Genomic DNA, 22,098 nt, shown 5'->3' with positions numbered 1-22,098 from the left:
ATTAGGGGCCGGAACTGCAAGATCGACGGCGGGTGGGGGTGGGGGTGGGGGTGGGGGTGGCGGGTCAGGCGGCGGAGAGGTGGATGCCGTCTCGGCCGTGGCGTTTGACCGCGTAGAGGGCCTGGTCGGCGCGGTGGAGGGTGCGCTCGGGGGTCTCGCCGGGGCGGGGCAGTGCGACGCCGACGCTGATGGTCCGGCCGGTGCGGCGGGCCGCCTCGGTCAACCGCTCGGCGATCCGGACCGCCTCCTCCGGGCGGCTCACCTCGATCACCGCGACGAACTCGTCGCCCCCGGTCCGGTACAGCTCGTCGCCCTGCCGCAGTGCGCCCTCCAGGGCCCGGGCCAGCCCTACCAGCAGCCGGTCGCCGGCCTGGTGGCCGTACGTGTCGTTGACGTCCTTGAACCCGTCCACGTCGATCGCCAGCAGGGCGGTACGCCCCGGCGTGGCGCTGGCGATCCGCTGCCCGAACGGGCCGGTGTGCCGGAGGCCGGTGAGCGGATCGGAGTTGGCCTGCTCGCGCAGCCGCGCCAGAGTGCGCAACCGGTCCCGGCAGGTCCACGCCTGCCCGGCCAGCAACTCGATCAGGTTGACAGTGGTCGGGTCGGGGCGCAGCAGTCGCTCGTCGGCGACCAGCAGCACCCCGCCGGCGGTCGGCGTGCCGACCGGCACCGCCACCAGCGTGCGGGCGCCGGCCCGGGTCAGCGGCAGATACTCCTCGGTCGGCGGGTGCCCCGCCTCGCCCAGCGTGTACGCCGAGCCGTACCGGTGGGCACGGTCGATCATCCGGTCCAGCGCGACCGGCCCGGCCTCAGCCAGCTCGGCCCGGATCCGCGCCTCCAGCTCACCCGGGGTGTCGGTGGGCGCGTTCAATTGGGGTCCGCGCCGGCCGGTGAGCACCAGCACGGCCGCGGCGAGCGCGGACACGTCCCGGGCGGCGGCGATCGCGGCGGTCGTCAGGTCCCAGTCCGTCGGCGCGGCGGTGAACGCGGCCGCGTGCCGGAGCAGCTTCTCGCTGCGGCTCTCGGCCGGCGGGCCGCCGAGCGCCGCGATCCGGGCGCCGAGCCGGTCGGCCAGCCGCTCGGCGGTCTCCCGCCACGGCGTGAGTCCGACCGGTTCGCTCCACTGCAGGTCGAGCACGCCGATCGGGTGGCCGTCCGGGTCGCGTACCGGCACGCAGAGCTCCGCGGTGACGTCCGGCCGGACCGGGAGGTAGTCGGGGTCGGCGGCCACGTCGGGCACGGCGGCGGTCTCCCCGGAGGCGTAGACCCGCCGCACCACGGACGGCTCGGGCCGGTGGTGGGCCGGCGCCCCGTCGGTCGTCGCCGGGACGTGCGAGAAGACCTGCCAGGCGCCGGTCGCCGCGACGCACCGGAGCCGGTCGTGGACCCGGAGCAGGATCGTCGCGGTCGCCGGGGTGTGCCGGGCGAGCGCGGCGACCGTCCACTGGCACGCCTCCGGCACGGTCGACGCCGTGGGAAGGCGTGCCGTGACGTCGCGGAGAACTCGCTCGTGATCCACGTCGTTCCTGCTCGGAGGGGGTCGGGTGCGATCAAATGTACTCAGCGCGGCGGCCGACGACCTTCGTACACATGTGCTATCCACAGGCTGTGGACGCGGCCTGTGGGTACCGGGCGGGCCTGCGCGGCGCGGCCCGCCGGCGATAGCGTGGAGGCCCCGGGCTCCGAGGAGGCGCCGATGCTCATCGCCCAGCTCAGCGACCCGCACGTGACCACCGGTCCGCTCGCCGCCGAGCAGGCCTCCGGGCTGCACCGGGCGCTCGGGTCGGTGCTCGCCCTGCGTCCCCGGCCCGACTGCGTGGTGATCACCGGCGACCTCACCAACAACGGTCGGCCGGACGAATACCTCGCCCTCCGCGAGATCGTCGGGCGCTTCCCGTTGCCCGTCCACCTGGCCACCGGCAACCACGACGACCGCGAGTCGCTGCTCGACACGTTCGGCGGCACCCCCCACCTGGCCGGCGGGTTCTCCGCGCACTACCACGTCGACCATCCGGACGCCACGCTCGTGGTGCTCGACTCGCTCACCGCGGGCAGCTCCGACGGGCGGCTCGGCGACGAGCAGCTCGACTGGCTCGACGGCGTGCTCGCCGGCCGCCCGGAGGCGCCCGCCGTCGTGTGCCTGCACCACCCGCCGATCGCGGTGGGCATCCCGGCCGCCGACGCGATCCGGCTCGCCGACGGGGACGCGCTCGCCGCCGTGGTCGCGCGGCACCCCCACGTCGTACGCGTCGCCGCTGGTCACCTGCATCGCCCGGTGACCAGCGCGTTCGCCGGCACGGTGCTGACCACCGCGCCGAGCACCTGGGTGCAGGCGAGCCTGACCATGACCGACGAGGAGGAGATCGGCCTGGTCGCCGAGCCGACCGCGTTCCTGCTGCACCGGGTGGCCGACGGTGGCTGCGTCACGCACACCGTCCAGGTGAGCCACGCCGCGGGGCGGACCTGCTGGTTCTAACCGCCGTGCCGCTCCTCTGGTATGTCGCGTACGGCTCCAACCTGCACGCGGCGCGGCTCGACTGGTACCTGCGCGGCGGGCGTCCGCCGGGCGGGCTGCGCACGTACCCGGGCTGCCGGGACTGCCGACCACCGGAGCGGACGGTCGCGGCGCTGATCCCCGGCGGCGTCTACTTCGCCGGTGAGTCCCGGGCCTGGACCGGCGGAATGGCGTTCTACGACCCGGGGTTGCCCGGCCGGGCGGCGGCGCGCGGCTACCTGGTGACGGTCGAACAGTTCGCCGACATCGCGGCGCAGGAGATGTACCGGGCGCCGGGCGCCGACCTGGGCGGCATCCGCGCGGCGATCACCACCGGCCGGGCCACGCTCGGGGCGGGCCGTTACGAGACGCTGCTGCGGGTCGGCACCCGCGACGGCCTGCCGATGCTCACGTTCACCGCCCCGCACCGGGCGGTGGACGTGCCGTGGACCCGGCCGGCGCCGGTCTACCTCGGCATGCTGGCGCGGGGGCTGCGGGAGGCGCACGGCTGGGACGTCGCGCGGACCGTCGACTACCTGGCGGGCCGGCCCGGGGTCGCCGGTCGGTGGAGCCGGTCGGCGCTGCGCGTGGTGGCCGGCGGAGGACCTCCCTCCGACGGTGAGTCGAGTTCGGACAGTTCGGTTCGGGTGCCGGTCCGTCCGGTGTGAACGACCGTTCGGCTCGCGACGGGTGGTCCGCCGGGAGTTTTTCCGGTTAGGAAGGTTGCCAGCGCAACGGTTTCCGCGTGACATGAGCGACGGCGCCGGCTCCCTGGTCCCTGGGGGCCGGCGCCCTGGGTGACACCGCGGAACGACAGCGTGCCCCGTGCGGGAATTCACCTGACCGTCATGTCGGACTCGTCGGGCAGACCGGCACGGGTCGCCCAGCGGGGCGAGGATTCCGGATGCCGCCCCGGTCGACCTGCGGGCCGGTGGATGAGAAGCTACCCCCGGCGGGGCGGCGTTCCCCCGAGTGCCGCCTTCCGCGATCGACCCCTGTCACGGCACGGATCAGGGTCACCGGGCGAACCATCGTCCGGACACCACGCGCCGGTATCTCACGAGGAGTTCCATGTCCGTCCCCGGGATGCGCCGCCGGGCCGCCGTCGGCCTGGCCGCACTCGCCGTGACCGCGTTCAGCGCGGTCGCCGTCACCCCCGACCAGGCCGAGGCCCACTCGAAGCCGGTCGACGTCCAGCTGCTCGCGATCAACGACTTCCACGGCAACCTGGAGCCGCCGAGCGGGTCCAGCGGCACCATCGACGGTCAGCCCGCCGGTGGCGCGGAATACCTGGCCAGCCACCTGAAGGCCATGCGCGCGGCCGCCCAGCAGCAGGGCAAGGGCACGGTCACGGTCGCCGCCGGCGACCTGATCGGCGCCTCGCCGCTGCTCTCCGCCGCGTTCCACGACGAGCCCACCATCGAGGAGATGAACCTCGCCGGGCTCGAGTTCGCCAGCGTCGGCAACCACGAGTTCGACGAGGGCGCGGCCGAGCTGCTGCGGATGCAGCGCGGTGGCTGCCACCCGGTGGACGGCTGCGCCGACGGCACCCCGTTCGAGGGCGCCACGTTCAAGTACCTCTCGGCGAACGCCTTCAAGACCAAGACCGGCCTGCCGCTGCTGCAGCCGTTCGGCATCAAGATCGTCAAGGGCGTGCCGATCGGCTTCATCGGGATGACCCTGGAGGGCACCCCGAACATCGTCAGCCAGCAGGGCGTCGCCGGCCTGCGCTTCACCGACGAGGCCGACACCGCCAACAAGTACGCCAGGATCCTGCGGCTGCTCGGCGTCAAGAGCATCGTCGTGCTGCTGCACGAGGGCGGTGTGCAGAACGGCGGCGGCATCAACGACTGCACCGGGTTCAGCGGCCCGATCGTCGACATCGCCAACCGGATGGACCCGTCCATCGACGTGATCGTCAGTGGGCACACCCACGCCGCGTACAACTGCAACATCAACGGCAAGCTGGTCACCAGCGCCAGCTCGTTCGGCCGCCTGGTCACCGACATCAACCTGAAGATCGACCCGCGTACCCGGGACGTCATCAGCGCGTCGGCCAACAACGTCGTGGTCACCCGGACCGTCGAGAAGGACCCGGCCTCGACCGAGCTGATCAACCGGTACAAGACCGCCCTCGGCCCGGTGGCCGACCGGGTTGTCGGCGAGACCACCACCGCGATCACCAAGACCCAGGAGAACCTGTACCAGACCGGGGTCGACGCGAACGGCAAGCCGACGTACCAGACCGGTGAGTCGCCACTGGGCAACCTGATCGCGGACGCCCAGCTCGCCGCGACCGACACCGAGCAGAACGCGGTCGCCGCGTTCATGAACCCCGGTGGCGTCCGCGCCGACCTCGACGCCGGCCCGGTCACCTACGCCGAGGCGTTCACCGTCCAGCCGTTCGCCAACAACCTGGTGACGCTGGACCTGACCGGCGCCCAGCTCTACTGCATGCTGGAGCAGCAGTTCACCGTGGCCCGGGTGCTCTACGCGTCCTCGACCGTGAACTACGTCGTCGACGTCAACGGCGCCACCGCGCCGGCCGGCACCCCGTGCGCCGGCACCCGGGTGGTCCGGGGCAGCCTCACCATCAACGGCACCCCGGTGACCGACACCGCGACCTACCGCGTCACGGTGAACAACTTCCTCGCCGGTGGCGGCGACGGCTTCAGCGTCCTGACCGGCGGCACCAACGCGGTGACCGGCCAGATCGACCTGGACGCCTTCACCGCGTACCTGACCGAGAAGTCGCCGGTGTCCGCGCCGGCGCTGGACCGGATCCGGACCACCGCGGAGGTTCCCGCCGCCTGACGGCACCGCACCGCCAACGGGCCCCGGAGCGCTGCTCCGGGGCCCGTTGGCGTCCGTGCCGGTCGAGGAGTTCGCGTCGGGGAGGGTGCCGAAGCGTGACGCGAACTCCCTGGTCGATGAGCCTGGGGGAGGTCAGGCCACCGGCACGGGCTCGGGGCCCCGCGCCGGGCGGCCGTCCTGGGCCTGGGTGAGCAGGGGGCGCAGTGACAGCGCGAGCAGTGAGGCGACCAGGCAGCCGCCCACCACGACGGCCACCCAGACCCGCCCGTCGGCCGCGCCGATCAGGGGCCCGGCGGTGACCGGACCGACCACTCCGCTGATCCCGAAGATCATCGAACTCATGGCGTTGTACCGACCGCGCAGCTCGTCGGTGGCCAGCGCGTTGGTCAGGGCCGGCATCACCGGCGACAGCATCGTCTCGCCGAACCCGAAGATCGCCGAGCAGGCCACCACGCCGAGCGCCGCGAGCACCGCGTTGCCACCGCCGACGACACCGGCCGCACCGAGCACCAGCCAGGCGCCCGCGAAGACCGCGCCGACCGTCGCCAGCGCGCCGGTGCGGCTGCGCTCCTCCAGCCGGCGGAGCACCAGCAGCTGGGAGAGCACGATCATCACGGTGTTCGCGGCCAGCGCCCAGGCCACCACGCGGGGCGTGACCTCCACCACCCGCACCGAGTACGCGGCGAAGCCCACCTCGATCTGCGCGTACCCGCAGGTGGTCAGCACCAGGCCGAAGACGACCAGCCGACGGAACGGCCGGTCCCGCAACACCGTCAGGTAGCCACCGCTGACCGGGGTGACGCCGCCCTCCGGGACCGCGGTCGTGGCCGGGCGACGCCCGACGTGGGGCAGGGTGAGCAGGATCAGGGCGGGGGTCAGATAGCTCACCGCGTCCAGCACGTAGATCGCCTGGAACGTGGCCGGCCGGGCCACGTCGACCACCGCGCCGGAGATCAGGCCGCCGACGCCGATGCCGAGGTTGAGCAGGGCGAAGTTCAACCCGAAGACACGCTGTCGCTCACCGTCACCGGTGAGCGACGCCAGGATGGTGTTCTGCCCGGCCCAGATCGCCGAACTGCCGAGCGCGACCAGGGTCATCACCCCGAACGCGGAGGCGGTCGAGTCGACCAGCGCCAGCGACCCGGTGCCGACCGCCTCGACCACCAGGCACGGCAGCACCACCCGCCGGGCGCCGAACCGGTCGATCAGCGTCCCGCCCAGCGGAGAGAGCGCCAACGTCACCGCGCCGAACCAGCCGATCACCAGACCCGCCCGGGCGTCGGTCAGCCCGCGTACGTCGGTCAGGTAGATGAACAGGAACGGCAGGGTGAGGCCGCGCCCGACCGCGGAGAGCAGCGTGCCGACCAGGATCCGGCGGGCTTCGGGACGGGCGGGCAGGGCGCGGCGCAGCATGGCTGGATTCTGTGCGGCGGGTACGACGGCCGCGACCCGTTTACCCCGCGCCCACCACGGTCGCGGAGCCGGAAGGTGAGCAAGCACACCCGGTCTGCCATGCTGGCCCGGTGAGCACGACCTGGCGCCACCTGCCCGCCCCGGCCCGCGAGATCGCCGAGACCGCCACGGACGCGGTCGCCGCCGCCCGGGACCGGGACGCGGCCGCGTACCGCCCGGCCGTCGAACGACTCGCCGTGGCCGACCGGGCCGGGCTGGTGCTCGGCGGCGCGGTGCGCCTGCTGCTGGAGGAGGGGCACCCGGACGGATTGGACGGCGACGACGTGCGTCAGGTCCTGGAGCGCTGCGCCCGGTCGGCCGCCACGTGGTGGCCCGAGGTCGACCCGCACGTGCTGCTGGTGCTGCTGGCCGGCGCGCTCGGCGTCTACGACCCGGGCGACGACGAGAACCCGCCCGACCCGGCGGCCGTCGCCCGGCACGCCCCGCTGCTCGTGGCCGACCTGCTCACGGTCACCGGACGCCCGTTCGCCGACTACCTGAACGCGGCGTTCGCCGAAGTGGCCCGCACCGAACTGCACGACTGACCGGCCGACCCGGTCACGGGCTGGCGGCCAGGAAGACGAACGCGGCGAGCAGCACCAGGTGTACCCCGCCCTGGAGCACGGTGGCGCGCCCGGGCACCACGGTCAGCACGCCGGTCACCGCGGTCAGTGCGAGCAACGTCATCTGGGTGCCGCCCAGGCCCAGCAGCAGCGGGCCGTCCAGCCAGATCGAGGCGATCGCGATGGCCGGGATGGTCAGGCCGATGCTGGCCATGGCCGAACCGAGGGCGAGGTTGAGGCTGATCTGCACCCGGTCCCGCCGGGCCGCCCGGGCGGCGGCCAGCGTCTCCGGCGCCAGCACCAGCAGGGCGATGACCACGCCGACGAACGCCTGCGGCAGGTTGGCCGCCTGGACGGCGGACTCGATCGCCGGGGAGATGGTCTTCGCGTCGCCGACCACCGCGACCAGCGCCACGACCAGCAGCGCCAGGCTGGCCAGGGCGGTACGCGTGGACGGCGGTTCGGCGTGCCCGTCGCCGTCGCGGTCCTCGGCCATGATGCTGCCCTCCTGGGTGACCGGGAGGAAGTAGTCGCGGTGCCGGCCGGTCTGCACCATCACGAAGAGCAGGTAGAGAGCCAGCGAGGCGACCGCCGCGAAGGCGAGCTGGGCCGGGGAGAACTCCGGACCGGGACGGCTGGTGGTGAACGTCGGCACCACCAGGCTGAGCGTGGCGAGGGTGGCCACCGTCGCCAGGGCCCCGCCGGTGCCCTCCGGGTTGAACACCGCGACCTGACGGCGCAGCGCGCCGAGCAGCAGGGCCAGCCCGAGGATGCCGTTGCAGGTGATCATCACGGCGGCGAACACGGTGTCCCGGGCCAGCGCCTGCGTCTTGTCCCCACCGCTGATCATCAGGGTGACGATCAGGCCGACCTCGATCACGGTGACCGCGACCGCCAGCACGAGTGAGCCGTACGGCTCACCGACCTTGTGGGCCACCACCTCCGCGTGGTGCACGGCCGCCAGCACGGCGGCCGCGAGCAGGGCGGCCACCACGGCGATGAGCACACCGGGCAGCTCCCGGCCCCACGTGACCACGAGCAGGAGCACGGCGACCAGGGGTACGACAGTGGTCCAATCGGTCAGGCGGGATCGGATCATCGCTGGCATGCGTCAACCATGCCAGGTGAATCGATCAACCGCCCGTGGCCGGACGCCTTCGCACCGCTTTCCTCCCGTCCCGCTCGACGCCCCGAGCGCCGGCCGCCGTGACGGTGCAACAGCCCACAACGCTCGGGCGTCCCGGTGGCAGGAGGTGGCCGATGGCTGGTGCCGAACCGGCGTTCGAGGAGTTCGTCCGGGCACGGTGGGCGGCGCTCGTCCGCTACGGGTACGTGCTCACCGCGAACCCGCACGACGCGGCCGACCTGGCACAGGAGGCGCTCGCCCGGCTCGGTGCGGCGTGGCCCGGCCTGGTGCGGCCGCCGTACCGGGGTGTATCCCCGAGGTGCTCACCCTGCGTACGACGGAGGCGGAGCTGGTCGTGCTCGACCTGGGAGCGATCCGCTGAGCAGGGCGGGCAGGTCGGTCAGGCTCGCGAACGAGGGCCCGTCCCAACCCGGGTCGGTGTCCTGGTGCTCCGTGGTCCGCAGCACGGTCATCCCGACCGCGGCGGCCCCGGCCAGCTCGCCGTCCGCGCCGTCGCCGACGTAGACGCAGTCGCCCGGGGCGACGCCCAGCCGCTCGGCCGCGTGGCGGTAGATCGCCGGGTCGGGCTTGGCCAGCCCGACGTCGCTGGAGAAGACCGCGACGTCGAAGCGGTGGGCCAGGGCGGTTCCGGGCCACGCCTCGGCGGTCTCGGCGGTCGCGTTGCTGATCAGGGCGAGCGGACGCCCGCCCGCGCGCAGCGCGTCGAGCACGTCCAGGACGGCGGGCGAGACGCGGCCCAGCACCCGGCGCGCGAGCGCCCGGCGGTGCTCGGCGGCCCGGCTCACCTGCTCGTCGGTCGGCGTGACGCCGAGCCGGCCGGCGAGGATCCGGATCGTCTCCTCGACGTCCCAGCGGACCAGCCGGTCCCGCCACGTCGCGTGGTACGCGGCGACCAGCGCGTCCGGCGGCACCCCGACGACGAGCGCCATCTCGCCGACCACCCGGTCGCGCTCGGCGTCGGCCCCGTGGACCAGGGTGTGGAACAGATCGAAGATCACCGGCCGGGCCATGTGGGCATCCTACTGAGACGGTGACCGCCGTCACCCCGGCCCTTCTCCGGAGACGCGGAACGTGCTTGCCGCAGACGGTTCGGGGAGGGAAGGGTGCTGCGTGTGACGCACTCTCCCCACGGCCTGACCATCCCGTCAGGTCTCTCCCCTCAGCGCCGCCGCCTGCTGATCGAGCTCGCGGCCCGGAACGACGCGGATCACGGCGAGGACCTGCTGGGCCTGGTCCTCTCCGGTTCGGTGGGCCGGGGTGTCGCCACCGAGCGCTCGGACCTGGACGTCTACGTCGTTCTCACCGACGGGGGCATGGGCGGCCGCAGGACGACCCGATCCCCTGACGTCGACGAGATTCCGGTCCCGCTGTCCCAGTTGGAAGAGGTGCCGCCGTTCGGGAGCGGGGGCTGGTGGTTCCGCTGGTCGTTCGCCTGGGTCCCGATCCTCCTTGACCGCACCGAGGGCCGGTTGCCGGTAGCGCTTCATCGAGCGGCCACGGTCACGCCCGACGAGGCGGAGGCGATCCTGGTCGAGCACGACCGCCTGGACGGGTGGCTGAACCATGCCTACCGCGCCCTCAAGAGCGACCGGGACGGGCGCGGACTGGAACGCCGGCTCGATGCCGCCGAGTCGGTGCCCTGGTTGCTGGACGTCATCTTCACGTTGGCCGGGCGGGTGCGCCCCTACCACAAGTACCTGCCCTGGGAACTGGGTGAACACCCGCTGCCCGGGTGGGAGGCGGGTGGACTCCTGTCCCTGCTGGAGGCCACCCTGGACGGCGATCCGGCCGCCATCCGGACCACCTTCGCGCGGGTCGAGAGCCTCTGCGCGACTTTCGACGACGAGCGTTCCGTGCCGGTGCTGACCCCCGTCTTCGAAGGCTGGGGAGACGAGCTGCAGATCTTCCGGACGTGAACGGGCGGGAAGTGCGCGGCGGTGCTGGCTCGGATCGCTGCGGGCCCTGCCCGGGGTTGGGCACCAAGACGCACCAGAGGGCACATCCGTGGATCGGATGTGCCCTCTGACCTCTGGTCGGGGTGGCCGGATTCGAACCGACGACCTCTTCGTCCCGAAAGAACGCTCAACCGTCGATGAGCTGCGCGAGTAGCAGGGTTCAGCTGCCCGAACGGTCCACCAGAGTCCACGGTCGTCCGGCCTTGCTCGTGGCCGTCGTCACCCAGTTGGTCACCCAGCCTGAAGCGCCGTACTTCAGCGAACACGTCGCCACCACCACGGCCAGGTCTGCGGGGCGGTCGGGTCCGGCCAGGTGATTGCTCGATACTGACGGTCCAGGGGAGCAATGAGCTGGATTAGCGCACCGCGAGACCACGCCGGCATCGTCTCCAAGACCCACTGAAGTCGGTCACGGGGGTCGCTAGGGCCACAACACGGGCAGCCGTAGTACGGACTGTCCGAGCTGTACGCGCCAGGTTTGTAGACGAACGATCGCCACGATCGATATGCCGACGCGAACGACCGATCCAGCCTGCGACGTCGAAGCTCCGTGGCCACCCTGGGTGGCATGTCCGGTAGCCGGATGCGGTCGGCGAGTTCCTGTTCAGGCGCGCTGCCAAGGGCACGCAAAGCGCCCGGACGCTTACGCCCCATGGGCCTTTCTGTTGTCAGCCATGATCCAGAGCATCCCACCCGTACGACGCGATTGTCCAGGAGCACGCATCGGGCACACCCACAGAACGCACGCCGTTTGCCATCCCGTCTGCCGCCGACCCGCCCTCCGGGGAGCGGGCCGCCGCCCGGTCCGCCACGTCAACACGGCCTTGACGGCTCGTACGGGCGCTGGCGGGCCGGGCGGTGGTCTGCTCGGCTTGCCCGGGTCGGTGGCTGGCGGGATGGCCCTGCGCAACCACCCACGGACCGCAAGGCGCGGACGGAGCCCCGGCCATCCTGGAGTCGTTGCGCCCCCGCCGGAGGCGCAGTGACCGCGACCGGTTCGCCACCGCGACCCGCCGCACGGCCCCGGCGTGCCCTTCCCTGCGCCGCGCTGCTCGGGCGCGGCGCGGCCGGCTGCCGGCGACGAACCTCCACCACTCTCCCCGCTATCCCGTTTGCGGCGGCCCCGGGCTCCCCGCTCTCCGCGCCAGCCGCCGGGCATCAGGCGTGACGGCCGCAGAGCGACAGCGGCAGCGGCCGGCGCGCGCCCAGGCGGCGGCGCGTGCGGCCCGTCAAGGGCCGCCTTGAAGACGTACAGAAAGTTCTCACCACTTCACCGGCAGTCGGCTGTCCTGCGCCGGTTGATGTTTGACACGGCGGCCTCGGCTGATGTTTGACACCTGGTCGGCCTGTGCTCGTTGCGCCTGTAACTCAGGCGGGAGGAGCACCGGGTGGGACTCGCGGAGTTGAGCGTCATGGAGCAGCGGTTTCACGCCGTGATGGAGTGCCTGGGCGGCACGCCGAAGACAGAGGTCGCCGCCCGGTATGGGGTGTCGCGGCAGACGATCCACAACTGGCTCGCCCGCTATGCGGCCGAGGGCATCAAGGGCTTGGAGGACCGGTCTCACCGGCCGCATGTCTGCCCGCACCGGGTAGACCCCTCCACGGAGGCGCTGGTGTGTGAGCTGCGCCGGGATCATCCGCGGTGGGGTCCGCGTCGGCTGCGGTTCGAGGCCGGCCGTCGCGGTGTCACTCCTGCGCCGGCTCGGGCGACGGTGTATCGGATCCTTCGGCGGAACAACTTGGTGCCGGCCGTGCCGCGTAAGCGTCGGCGGGAGGACTATCGGCGGTGGGAACGTCCGGAGCCGATGGAGCTGTGGCAGATGGACATCGTCGGCGGGGTACTGCTCGCTGACGGCACGGAGGCGAAGGTCGTCACCGGACTGGACGATCACTCCCGCTACTGCGTCATCGCCACCGTGGTTCGCCGGGCCACCGGCCGGGCCGTATGCGCCGCGTTCGCCGCCGCTCTGACCCGGTTCGGGACGCCGGGTGAGGTGCTGACCGACAACGGCAAGCAGTTCACCGGCCGGTTCACCAAGCCCCGCCCGGGTGAGGTGCTGTTCGAGCGGATCTGCAGGGAGAACGGCATCGTGGCTCGAAATACGAGACCCCGCACCCCGACGACCACCGGCAAGGTTGAGCGGTTCCACCAGAGCCTGCAAGGTGAGTGCTTGGACGGGCGGGTGTTCGCCACCGTGGAGGAAGCCCAGGCCGCGGTGGACGCGTTCGCCGCGGAATACAACTACGACCGGCCCCACCAGGGCATCGACGACGCCTTCCCTGCCGACCGGTTCCACCGACCGACTCCGGGACAGAGCCAGACGGCGGCAGACGTCCTGCCGCTGCGCCTGCCGGGTGGGCTGCTGCCCATCGCAGCACCGGCCCCAGGAAGCCACTCCCTGTCGAGGTCGACACCGCTTCGGTGACCGTGTCCACCGGCCGGCCGCAGCCGGTGCAGCTCGTCCGGGTCGTTCCGCCGTCGGGAAACCTGACCGTCGCCCAACAGCAGGTGTGGCTGGGCCCCGTCCTCGCCGGCACCCCGGTCATGATCTGGGTCGACACCGACCGGCTGCACGTGTTGACCGCCGACGGCGCCCGGATCAAGTCCAGCCCGTCCCGGCTGTCCCAACGTGACCTTGCCCGCCTCCTGGCCGACGGCGGCGTCCCCGCCGGACCACCGCCATTGCCGCAGACCGAGCCGCAGACCACCGCTGTCGAGGTCGACCGGGTCGTCAACGCCTGCGGCGGGATCAGCATCGCCGGCCGGCAGATCAGCGTCGGCATGCCGCTTGCCGGTCAACGGATCCGCATCCGCGTCGACGGGGTCCTCCTGCACGTCATCGATGACGCCGGGCAGCTGCGTCGCACCCTGCGCTGCCCACTGCCGCCCACCGCGCTTGGCCGCATCCGCGATGCCCGACCCGCTTCCCCCATCCCACCACCGGCCACCGCCCCGACCGTTCAGCGGATCGTGTCCATAAACGGCAGCATCCAGGTCGCCGGACAGAAGATCCAAGTCGGGAAAGCCCACGCCCGCAAGCTCGTCACCGTCGCCCTCGACGAGCACACCGTCACCGTCTACGACGCCGACACCCCGATCACAGCCGTGCCCCGCCGCAGCACCACCGACCTGAACCGAACCAAGGCCAAACACCAGATAACTACCTCCCGGCGCTGACCTCGACACGACACCTAGTCTCGTCATCGGCACCATGCCCGCCGGCGCGTCCGTCGGCACCATACTGAGGAAACGGGAAAGAGCGCGTGGAGAACACCCTGGACGTCAATCGCCTGGTGCTGCCCACCTTGCTGACCGAACTGCTCAACGGTGGCCGCTGGCGACATCCAGGTGACGACGTCCTTCGTGATCTCATGCCCTGGTTCGAATCTCCGCTGGACTTCCTCACCAGCTCCGAACAGATACGCGGCGAGAGCAGATCGCTCACCCTGTTTGCCGACGACCCACCCTCCTCGCACCTGTTCCGGGAAGCACGGGGCAGCATCTCCACCGCGGGCGTCGAACTGCCCTGGCTCGACGCAGAACAGGCAGTCCTCATCGCGGTCAACCGCATCCCCGGCGATGACGTCGCGATGGCCCTCGACTACCGCACCGACCCCGCCGACCCCCGGGTCGTCGCCAGCGACTTCTGGACCGACCCGAAGCAATGCTCCTGGCGGACCGTCACCCCGACCTTCTCCCAACTCGTAGAGATCCTCCGGCTCGTCTAACACGACACCCAGAGCAGTCGGCCAGGCACACCACCGCCACGCCATACCATCGACGTCAGCACCAGATCACCAGTATTCGATCTAGACCTGACGTCAAGCGTCCTGCGACGCCGTTCCGTCAACCATCATGCGAGACCAGGCATCACCGGCAGTCGGCCGGTCAAGGTACGGAACTGCTGCTCAGGCCGCGTAGACAGCGGTGGCGTCGTCGCTGCGCTTGTTGCGTGCCCATTTCATGCAGGACGGGTCGGCGGCCTCGATGGCGCGTACCCGGCGAATCAGCTCGGTCGGTCCGTTGCGCTCTAGGACGTCGAGCACGTCGGGCCAGTCGAGCAGTCCGAACAGGGCTACCAGGCGAGCAACTCCGTCGGTGAGCACGGCGACTCGTCGGACGCTGTCGAGTGGGACTTCTCCGGTGATGGCGTGCTGAGCGGCGAACGGGCGCGCCGGCCTCGCCGGCGGCAAAGGCATCCCTGACACCGTCGCCGGCCACCCGGCGGTGTTCGTCACCCTGACCGCACCGTCGTTCGGCACCGTGCACACCCGGGCCGTGAAGCGCCACACCTGCGCCGGCCGCCGCCGCTGCGACTGCCGGGCCGAACCCTGCCACCCCCGCCGCGCCACAGACCCCACCGCCCGCCCGTGCGAGCACGGGCAACCCACGGTGTGTTGGGCCCGGCACGAGGACGACGATCCCCGGCTCGGCCAGCCGTTGTGTCTGGACTGCCACGACTATGCCGGGCAGGTGGTGTGGAACCACTCCGCGCCGGAGTTGTGGCGCCGCACCAGCGAAGGCATCCGCAAACGCCTGCACGCCCGCGCCCGCCAGCTCGGTCTACCGCCGGTCGTCCAGGTGACCGACAGCGGCACAGTCCGCCGCGTGGCACCGGTCAAACCGTCGTTCGGGAAGGTCGCGGAGATGCAACGCCGGGCCGTCGTGCACTACCACGCGATCGTCCGCCTCGACGGCGTCGACGCCGATCCTGACGCCATCGTGCCGCCAGTCGGCCTCGGCGTTGACGACCTGGCCGCCGCCGTGAAGCACGCCGCCGCGACCGTCGCGTTCACCACCCGCCCACACCCCACCAACCCGTCCGGGTGGCGCATCACCTGGGGCGACCCGGACAAAGGCATCGACGTACGCACCATCACCGCCGACGGCGAGGTCACCGACGGAAAAGTCGCCGGCTACCTCGCCAAGTACGCCACCAAGAGCACCGAGGCCACCGGACACGTCTCCCGCCGCCTCGACGGCGACGTCATCGACCTCTACGCCAACGAGCACGGCACCCACCCCGAACGCCTCATCGACGCCTGCTGGACCATCGGCCAGCACCGCGACTGGCAGATGCTTCGACGGTGGGCGCACATGCTCGGCTTCGGCGGCCACTTCCTCACCAAGAGCCGCCGCTACTCCGTCACCTTCCGCATCCTGCGCGACGCCCGCACCATCTGGCGACGCACCGAACTCGGCCACGAGTACGCCGAGCAACCCGAGGAGTTGACTCTGATCGTCGGCCTCCTGTCCTACGCCGGTTCCGGCTGGCGCACCACCGGAGACGCCCTGCTCGCCAACACCGCCGCCGCCATGGCACGAGAGCGCCGTGAAATCGCCCGCGAGGAGTTCGCCGCTGCTGCCTGACCCGCCCACCGATTCGCCGTCAAGACCGGCTTGACGGTCGACCGCCCAACACAGGAGAGGACGCCCATTGCCCACAACCCTGACCGCACCCGAGAGAAAGGCGCTCTACCGCATCCCCGAAGCCATGACCCTGCTCAGCCTGTCCCGCTCGGTCATCTACGAACAGATCCGCTCCGGCCGCCTGCGAACCGTCCGACAAGGCCGAACCCGCTTGGTGCCGGCCGCCGCGATCACCGCCTACGTCGACCTGCTCGAACTGGAAGCCACGAAAGGAGGCACCCGATGACCACCCGCCGCGCCCGAGGAGAAGGCGGCCTGCACTGGGACGAGTCCCGGCAACGCTGGATCGCCACCGTCACCGTCGGCTACACCCCGGCCAGCAAGCGCATCGTGCGCAAAGGCAGCGGCAAGACCAAGACCGAAGCCCGCACCAAACTGCGGGAGAAGATCCGCGACTACGAAGACGGGCTCGCCATCGCCGAGCACCACTACACCGTCACCGAAGCCGTCACTGACTGGCTCACCTACGGACTCAACGGCCTATCAGATCGCACCAAGACTAAGTGCGAGATCCTGTGCCGCACCCACATCCTCCCGGCGTTGGGCGCTCGGAAGCTGCGCGAGCTTCGCGCCCAGGACGTCGACCGGTGGCTGACCGACAAGGCCGCCACCCTTAGCACCCGGACTCTCCGCGATCTGCACGGGTGCCTCAACCGCTCGGTCAACCGAGCCATGGCCCGGGACAAGGTGAAGCGCAACGTCGTCGCACTGTGCTCCGTCCCGCGCGGCCAGGAGGGCCGGCCCTCCAAGTCTCTGACTCTCGATCAGGCCAAGGCGGTCCTCGATGCTGCGGAGGGGACCCGGCTGCACGCCTACGTCGTGCTCTCGCTGCTGACCGGCGCGCGTACCGAGGAGTTGCGCGCCCTGACGTGGGATCGAGTGGACCTGGATGGCCGAGCCGACATCGATCCGCCGCTGCCGCCCTCCGTGCAGGTGTGGCACTCCGTCCGGGCTGGCGGCGACACCAAGACCAAGAAATCCCGACGCACCCTGGCATTGCCTGCCCGGTGTGTCTCCGCGCTGGCCTTGCACTGTCAGCGTCAGGACCAGGAGCGCAAGACCGCCGGCAAGGACTGGCATGCGCTCGGACTGGTCTTCGCCACCACGGTCGGCACTGCCCTTGATGCGGCCAACGTCCGCCGGGCCTTCCGCCGCGTGGTCACCCTGGCCGGCATGGATCCGGCCGCCTGGACTCCTCGTGAATTGCGGCACAGCTTCGTGTCGCTGCTTTCCGACAGTGGGGTCAGCCTGGAAGCCATCGCCGACCTGTGCGGCCACTCGGGCACCACTGTCACGGAGAAGGTCTACCGTCACCAGCTCCGGCCGGTGATGCTCCAGGGCGCGGCGGTCATGGATCGCATCTTTGCGCCGACTGCTGAGGCGTAGTCACTCAGTTGGTCACCCAGGATGCACAAGAGGGCACATCCATGAATCGGATGTGCCCTCTCACCTGGTCGGGGTGGCCGGATTCGAACCGACGACCTCTTCGTCCCGAACGAAGCGCGCTACCAAGCTGCGCCACACCCCGAGGCGTGCCGACAAATAGTAGCCCACCCGCCTCCGTGGTCAAACTCGGTACCCCCGTGCCCCGCGCCCGGGGTCGGACGTCAGCGGGAGATCAGGGTCAGGATGCTCGCCTCGGGCGGACAGGCGAAGCGGACCGGGGCGGTGGGATGGGTGCCCAGGCCGGCGGAGACGTGCAGCCAGGAGTCCGAGCCGGGCCAGCGGTGCAGCCCGCGCGCCATCGACCGGGGCAGCCCGCAGTTGGTCACCAGCGCGCCGTACCCGGGCACGCAGACCTGCCCGCCGTGGGTGTGCCCGGCGAGCAGCAGACCGAAGCCGTCGGCGGCCATCCGGTCCAGCACCGCCGGTTCCGGCGAGTGCGCCAGGGCGATCGACAGCGCGGCGGAGTCGCCGACCGGACCGGCCACGGCGTCGTAATCGTCCCGCTCGATGTGCGGGTCGTCCACGCCGACCAGTTCGATCTCCCGGCCGCCGGCCTTGAGCGTGGTGCGGGCGTTGTTCAGGTCGGCCCAGCCGGCGCCGGTGAGGATGTCGCGCAGTTCCTCGTACGGCAGCGCCACGCCCTCGGTGTACTCCCGGTCGGGCAGGAAGTAGGTGAACGGGTTCTTCAGGACCGGCCCGGTGTAGTCGTTGGAGCCGAAGACGAAGGCGCCGGGCAGGTCGAGCAGCGGTTGCAGGGCGCGCAGCACGCCGGGCACCGCCTCCGGGTCGGCCATGTTGTCGCCGGTGACCACCACCAGGTCCGGGTCGAGCGCGGCCAACGAGGCCACCCAGTCCTGCTTGCGGCGCTGGCCGGGCATCATGTGCAGGTCCGACAGGTGGAGCACGCGCAGCGGTTCGGCGTCGGTCGGGAGCACCGGCACGTCGTACCGGCGGAGGGTGAACAGGTTGCGTTCGACGAGCGACGCGTATGCCAGGGTGGCCGCGCCGACGGCGGCGGTCCCGGCCGCGAGCCGGAATAGTGTGCGCTTTCGCATGGCGTTCAGGGTAGTTTCACCGTCCATGAGCACGCTGAAGGACCGTCTCACCGCCGACATGCGCGCCGCCCTGAAGGCGCGCGACGAGCTGACCACCTCCACGCTGCGGATGGCCCTCGCGGCCGTCGGCACCGCCGAGGTCGCCGGCCGGGAAAAGCGCGAGCTCAGCGACGACGAGGTGCTCGCGGTGCTGACCAAGGAGGCGAAGAAGCGGCGCGAGGCGGCGACCGCCTTCGCCGACGCCGGGCGCGTCGAGCAGGCCGGCAAGGAGACCGCCGAGGGTGAGGTGCTGGAGCGCTACCTGCCGAAGCAGCTCTCCGACGAGGAGTTGGCCGAGCTGGTCTCGGGGGCGCTCGCCGCGGGCGGCTTCACCGGCAAGGCGCAGATGGGCCCGGCCATGAAGGCGGCCCAGGGCGCGGTGGCCGGCCGGGCCGAGGGCGGCCGGGTCGCCGCCGAGGTACGCCGCCAGCTCGGCCTCTGACCGCCTCCGACCGCCGCTGACCGACGGAAACGGGCGGGCACCCGCTGGGGTGCCCGCCCGTCGTCGTCGCTCGCCGGTCAGCCGCGTGGGCGTCCCGGCCGGCCGTTGCCGTTGCCCGGGGGAGCGGGGGGCCCGCCCGGACCGGCGCTGTTGCCGGGCGTCGGCCCGCCCTGGCCGGAGCTGACCTCGATCATGACCACGCCGCCCTTGATGGTGCGTCCGTCCGGGCTGGTGCCGGCCGCGGTGCCGGCCGGGCACTCCGACGGCACCTTGTTGCTGGAGACGACCGGCTCGAAGCCGGCGCCCTTCAGCCGGGACTTCGCGGTCTCGACGGACTCGCACTTCACGCCCGGGATCGAGCGCTGGTCACCCAGGACGATCTTGCCGCTGGGCGGGGTGAAGTCCTTCCGCTCCTTACCCTTCATGGCGTCGCGCAGCGTCTCGTAGACCGCCGGGTTGATGCCGTTCGGCACGTCGTGGCCCATCTTCTGGGTGGTCTGGGCCCAGTCCGGGTCGGCCATGATGCCGGCCACCGCGTACTGCTTGGTCATGGCGACCAGCGAGGAGGTCTTCTCCGAGTCGGTGGTGCCGGACTTGCCGGCCACCGGCGCCTTCACGATGCCGCGGACGTTGCCGGCGGTGGCGGTGCCGCACTTCGAGGTGGAGGAGCGGTCGCCGACCGGGCAGCGGGCGGCGTCGACGGCGGCGCGGGCCACCTCGGTGCTGATCCGCTGCTCGCAGTGCGGCTTGGCGATGTCGAGCTTCTCGCCGTCCGGCCCGCGGATCTCCTGCACCGGGATCGGCTCGCAGTATTTCCCGTCGGCGGCCAGCGTGGCGTAGGCGTTGGCCAGCTCCAGCGGGGTGGTCTGCGAGACGCCGAGGCTGAACGCGCCCCACTGGTGCGGGTTGGCGGCGAGCTGTGCGTCGCTGGACGAGCGGAACGAGATGCCCAACTTCTGTGCCGCCTTGACCGCGTTCTCCGCGCCGACCCGCTGCTGGAGGTCGATGAAGAACGTGTTCACCGAGAAGCCGAAGCCGCTCCACATGGTGTGCGTGCCGGCCATCGACTTGTTGGCGTTGGTCGGGCAGTACTTGCTGGTGCCCTTGCAGGCGGCCGGTGAGTTGAACTCGACCGGGTAGTCGGACTTGAACTGATCCGGCGCGTTGATGGTGTAGCTGAGCGGGTAGCCCTTCTCCAGCGCGGCCACCAGCGTGAAGATCTTGAAGGTCGAGCCGGCCTGATAGCCGGCGATGCCCGGGCCGCCGGTGACCAGCGGGTTCACCGTGTTCGGGTAGTTGCCCCGGATCTTCTTCTTGGCCTTGCGCGGGTCGCTGGAGATCTTGTTCTGCGGGTTGGCCGGGTCGTCGAGCTTGAAGTTCCGGTTCACCGCCACGGCCCGCACCCGGCCGGTGCCGGGCTCGATCACGGCCACCATCCGGGCCGCCTTGCTGCTCTCGCTCAGGTGGTTGCGCACCGCCTTGTCGGCGGCCTTCTGCGCCTGCACGTCGAGGCTGGTGACGATGCTGTAGCCGCCGCTCTTCAGCCGCCGCTCGCGGTCGTACGAGGTGCCGCCGAACGTCTCCTGCTGGAGCCACCAGCGGTAGAAGTAGTCGCAGAAGAAGCCCCAGGAACGGGTGGTGGTCTGGACGCAGCCGTTCGGCGTGCGCTTGCCCTTGACCTCGAGCTTGACCTTCTTGGCGGCGTCCGCCTCGGCCTGGGTGATCGCGCCGATCTGCACCATGTTGTCGATGACGTAGTCACGCCGGCCGACCGCGTCCGGGTAGCCGGCCTTGGTGGTGGGGTTGAAGTCGGTCGGCGCCTTCACCAGGCCGGCGAGCATGGCCGACTCCTGGATGTCGAGCTTGCTCGGCGGCTTGCCGAAGTAGACCTGGCTGGCGGCGTAGATGCCGTAGGCGCCGTTGCCGAACGCGGCGATGTTCAGGTAGCGCTCCAGGATCTCGTCCTTGGAGAGCTCCTTGTCGACCTGGAGCGCCAGGCTCATCTCGCGCAGCTTGCGGGTGCTGGTGTCCTCGGTGGCGGCGACCACGTCGGCCGGGTGGGTGGCCGAGTAGGAGATGGCCAGCCGGACGTACTGCATGGTGAGCGTCGACGCGCCCTGCCGGGACGAGCCGGCGGACTGGTTGTTGACGAACGCCCGGGCCACGCCGTTGAGGTCCACGCCGTTGTGCTTGTAGAAGTCGTGGTCCTCGGCCGCGACGATGGCCTTCTGCATGTACGGCGAGATGTCCTTGAGCTTGACGTCCTTGCGGTTCTCGTCGTACATGGTGGCCAGCGGCGTCTTGCCGTCCGAGGCCAGCAGGTAGGTGATCTGCGGGGCCCGGGCCACCGTCAGTTCCTTGGGCAGCGCGCCGAATGTCTCGGCACCCGCCTTGGCGGCAAGTCCGGACATCGCCACTGCGGGGAAGGCCGCCGCGGCGACCACCACGCCGGCCAGCAGGCCACAGATCAGTAGCGATGCGGCGTTGGTAAACACGTTGTGGTCACGTTTCCGCATCCAGGTCACCTCGACAGGGTACGCGAGCAGGGATCGGCGGGCGCGCGGGGAACTTTCCCCATTTCCTGCACGCGCCGGCCTCGTTGTGCTAAACGCACGAGCCCTGGTGCGGGGTTGCGTGAGATCCGCAGAAGTGTCCTCCGGACTCCACGTGCGGCGCAGCGTTTTCCCGTACCCGAGCCGGGTAGACGGCGGGCGAAGGCCCGGGAAGCCGGGAGTGTCCGGAATGATGGATTTAGCCGACAACGTTGCGTAATCGGGCGACTACACAGCATGATGGTGGCGGCGACCGCAGCCACACGTCGTCCGCGCCGCCCTGGGGAGGCCGGGCGGACGACCGGGGGGTCCGAAGAGCTGGCTGCTCGCGCGAAGTCGGTAGGTACTGCAAGGGGGGACGTGTACAGATGGGCATGATCACTGACTGGCCGTCACTGGCGGCGTGTCAGAACGGGGACCCGGACGCGTTGTTCGTACAGGGCGCCGAACAGAACGTGGCGAAGAGGATCTGCCGGAGCTGCCCAGTTCGGTACGAGTGCCTGGCCGACGCGCTCGACAACCGGATCGAGTTCGGTGTGTGGGGTGGCATGACCGAACGCGAGCGACGCGCGCTGCTGCGGCGGCACCCGCAGGTGACGAGCTGGCGCAAGATGTTCGAGGCGGCCATGAAGAAGAACGCCAAGGAGAAGGCCGGCAAGGACAAGGTCCTGGTCACCACCGCCACCTGACCGCCACGCGGGTCGGCGG

17 protein-coding genes, 1 tRNA gene and 2 pseudogenes are annotated in these 22,098 nt (G+C 71.3%); 12 read left to right on the top strand and 8 right to left on the bottom strand.

Annotated elements, in window-relative coordinates; genetic code table 11:
• Window positions 1–64: 64 nt before the first annotated feature.
• Window positions 65–1,519, bottom strand: coding sequence for a diguanylate cyclase domain-containing protein (locus ACN27B_RS08035; protein WP_422744185.1), 1,455 nt, complete (start codon window positions 1,517–1,519; stop codon window positions 65–67).
• A 177-nt stretch (window positions 1,520–1,696) separates the two neighbouring features.
• On the opposite strand from ACN27B_RS08035, the gene ACN27B_RS08030 reads away from it, so the two are divergent.
• The 3 genes from ACN27B_RS08030 (at window position 1,697) to ACN27B_RS08020 (ending at window position 5,308) form a co-directional block, all read left to right on the top strand.
• Complete coding sequence (locus tag ACN27B_RS08030) at window positions 1,697–2,476, top strand: phosphodiesterase (protein WP_099164881.1); 780 nt, start codon at window positions 1,697–1,699, stop codon at window positions 2,474–2,476.
• Window positions 2,477–2,481: 5 nt separating this feature from the next.
• A complete protein-coding gene (locus tag ACN27B_RS08025; protein ID WP_422744183.1) occupies window positions 2,482–3,162 on the top strand; it encodes a histone deacetylase in 681 nt (226 codons plus the stop codon).
• Between the two features lie 403 nt (window positions 3,163–3,565).
• Window positions 3,566–5,308: a bifunctional metallophosphatase/5'-nucleotidase gene (locus ACN27B_RS08020; protein ID WP_099163343.1), complete on the top strand. Its 1,743-nt coding sequence runs from the start codon at window positions 3,566–3,568 to the stop codon at window positions 5,306–5,308.
• Window positions 5,309–5,440: 132 nt separating this feature from the next.
• On the opposite strand, the gene ACN27B_RS08015 is transcribed toward ACN27B_RS08020, so the two are convergent.
• Window positions 5,441–6,721 carry an MFS transporter gene (locus ACN27B_RS08015; protein WP_422744181.1) on the bottom strand — a complete coding sequence of 427 codons (1,281 nt, stop codon included), beginning with the start codon at window positions 6,719–6,721 and terminating at the stop codon, window positions 5,441–5,443.
• A gap of 110 nt (window positions 6,722–6,831) precedes the next feature.
• On the opposite strand from ACN27B_RS08015, the gene ACN27B_RS08010 reads away from it, so the two are divergent.
• Window positions 6,832–7,305 (top strand): hypothetical protein, encoded by a 474-nt coding sequence (locus ACN27B_RS08010; protein ID WP_091568493.1) that lies wholly within the window; start codon window positions 6,832–6,834, stop codon window positions 7,303–7,305.
• A gap of 13 nt (window positions 7,306–7,318) precedes the next feature.
• Here ACN27B_RS08010 and ACN27B_RS08005 read toward each other — a convergent pair whose 3' ends face one another.
• Both ACN27B_RS08005 and ACN27B_RS08000 read right to left on the bottom strand, forming a co-directional pair.
• Window positions 7,319–8,422 (bottom strand): calcium:proton antiporter, encoded by a 1,104-nt coding sequence (locus ACN27B_RS08005; protein ID WP_099163346.1) that lies wholly within the window; start codon window positions 8,420–8,422, stop codon window positions 7,319–7,321.
• 350 nt (window positions 8,423–8,772) lie between these two features.
• Window positions 8,773–9,480 (bottom strand): HAD family hydrolase, encoded by a 708-nt coding sequence (locus ACN27B_RS08000; protein ID WP_422744178.1) that lies wholly within the window; start codon window positions 9,478–9,480, stop codon window positions 8,773–8,775.
• A 93-nt stretch (window positions 9,481–9,573) separates the two neighbouring features.
• On the opposite strand from ACN27B_RS08000, the gene ACN27B_RS07995 reads away from it, so the two are divergent.
• From ACN27B_RS07995 to ACN27B_RS07985, 3 genes and pseudogenes are all read left to right on the top strand, one after another.
• On the top strand, window positions 9,574–10,386 hold the full coding sequence (locus tag ACN27B_RS07995) for a nucleotidyltransferase domain-containing protein (RefSeq protein WP_157779169.1): 813 nt from the start codon (window positions 9,574–9,576) through the stop codon (window positions 10,384–10,386).
• A 1,442-nt stretch (window positions 10,387–11,828) separates the two neighbouring features.
• A pseudogene (locus ACN27B_RS07990) lies at window positions 11,829–13,603 on the top strand (IS481 family transposase).
• Window positions 13,604–13,689: 86 nt separating this feature from the next.
• The gene (locus tag ACN27B_RS07985) at window positions 13,690–14,154 is read left to right on the top strand and encodes a hypothetical protein (RefSeq protein ID WP_422744176.1); all 465 of its coding nucleotides are present in this window, start codon (window positions 13,690–13,692) and stop codon (window positions 14,152–14,154) included.
• Window positions 14,155–14,334: 180 nt separating this feature from the next.
• Here the strand turns inward: ACN27B_RS07985 and ACN27B_RS07980 are convergent, their stop codons facing one another.
• A complete protein-coding gene (locus ACN27B_RS07980; RefSeq protein ID WP_422744174.1) occupies window positions 14,335–14,532 on the bottom strand; it encodes a hypothetical protein in 198 nt (65 codons plus the stop codon).
• A 64-nt stretch (window positions 14,533–14,596) separates the two neighbouring features.
• Between ACN27B_RS07980 and ACN27B_RS07975 the strand changes: the two are divergent.
• The 3 genes and pseudogenes from ACN27B_RS07975 to ACN27B_RS07965 form a co-directional block, all read left to right on the top strand.
• Window positions 14,597–15,796 (top strand): annotated as a pseudogene (locus tag ACN27B_RS07975) (replication initiator); the annotation flags it as partial.
• A 124-nt stretch (window positions 15,797–15,920) separates the two neighbouring features.
• Window positions 15,921–16,082 (top strand): excisionase family DNA-binding protein, encoded by a 162-nt coding sequence (locus tag ACN27B_RS07970; RefSeq protein WP_245666528.1) that lies wholly within the window; start codon window positions 15,921–15,923, stop codon window positions 16,080–16,082.
• A complete protein-coding gene (locus ACN27B_RS07965) occupies window positions 16,079–17,242 on the top strand; it encodes a site-specific integrase (RefSeq protein ID WP_422744172.1) in 1,164 nt (387 codons plus the stop codon). The genes ACN27B_RS07970 and ACN27B_RS07965 overlap by 4 nt, the downstream gene beginning before the upstream one ends.
• A gap of 65 nt (window positions 17,243–17,307) precedes the next feature.
• Here ACN27B_RS07965 and ACN27B_RS07960 read toward each other — a convergent pair.
• Both ACN27B_RS07960 and ACN27B_RS07955 read right to left on the bottom strand, forming a co-directional pair.
• Window positions 17,308–17,384: transfer RNA gene (locus ACN27B_RS07960), tRNA-Pro, on the bottom strand.
• A 79-nt stretch (window positions 17,385–17,463) separates the two neighbouring features.
• A complete protein-coding gene (locus ACN27B_RS07955) occupies window positions 17,464–18,357 on the bottom strand; it encodes a metallophosphoesterase (protein WP_099163349.1) in 894 nt (297 codons plus the stop codon).
• Between the two features lie 25 nt (window positions 18,358–18,382).
• Between ACN27B_RS07955 and ACN27B_RS07950 the strand changes: the two genes are divergently transcribed.
• Window positions 18,383–18,838 carry a GatB/YqeY domain-containing protein gene (locus tag ACN27B_RS07950; protein WP_396823160.1) on the top strand — a complete coding sequence of 152 codons (456 nt, stop codon included), beginning with the start codon at window positions 18,383–18,385 and terminating at the stop codon, window positions 18,836–18,838.
• Window positions 18,839–18,915: 77 nt separating this feature from the next.
• Here ACN27B_RS07950 and ACN27B_RS07945 read toward each other — a convergent pair whose 3' ends face one another.
• Window positions 18,916–21,354: a transglycosylase domain-containing protein gene (locus ACN27B_RS07945; protein ID WP_099164883.1), complete on the bottom strand. Its 2,439-nt coding sequence runs from the start codon at window positions 21,352–21,354 to the stop codon at window positions 18,916–18,918.
• 404 nt (window positions 21,355–21,758) lie between these two features.
• On the opposite strand from ACN27B_RS07945, the gene ACN27B_RS07940 reads away from it, so the two are divergent.
• A complete protein-coding gene (locus ACN27B_RS07940) occupies window positions 21,759–22,079 on the top strand; it encodes a WhiB family transcriptional regulator (RefSeq protein WP_043327856.1) in 321 nt (106 codons plus the stop codon).
• Window positions 22,080–22,098 lie beyond the last annotated feature (19 nt).

This window comes from Micromonospora sp. WMMD754 (genome assembly GCF_049315235.1).
Lineage (GTDB): Bacteria > Actinomycetota > Actinomycetes > Mycobacteriales > Micromonosporaceae > Micromonospora > Micromonospora sediminicola.
Note: the sequence above shows the minus strand (reverse complement) of the source record. Positions and strands in the feature narration are given on the sequence as shown.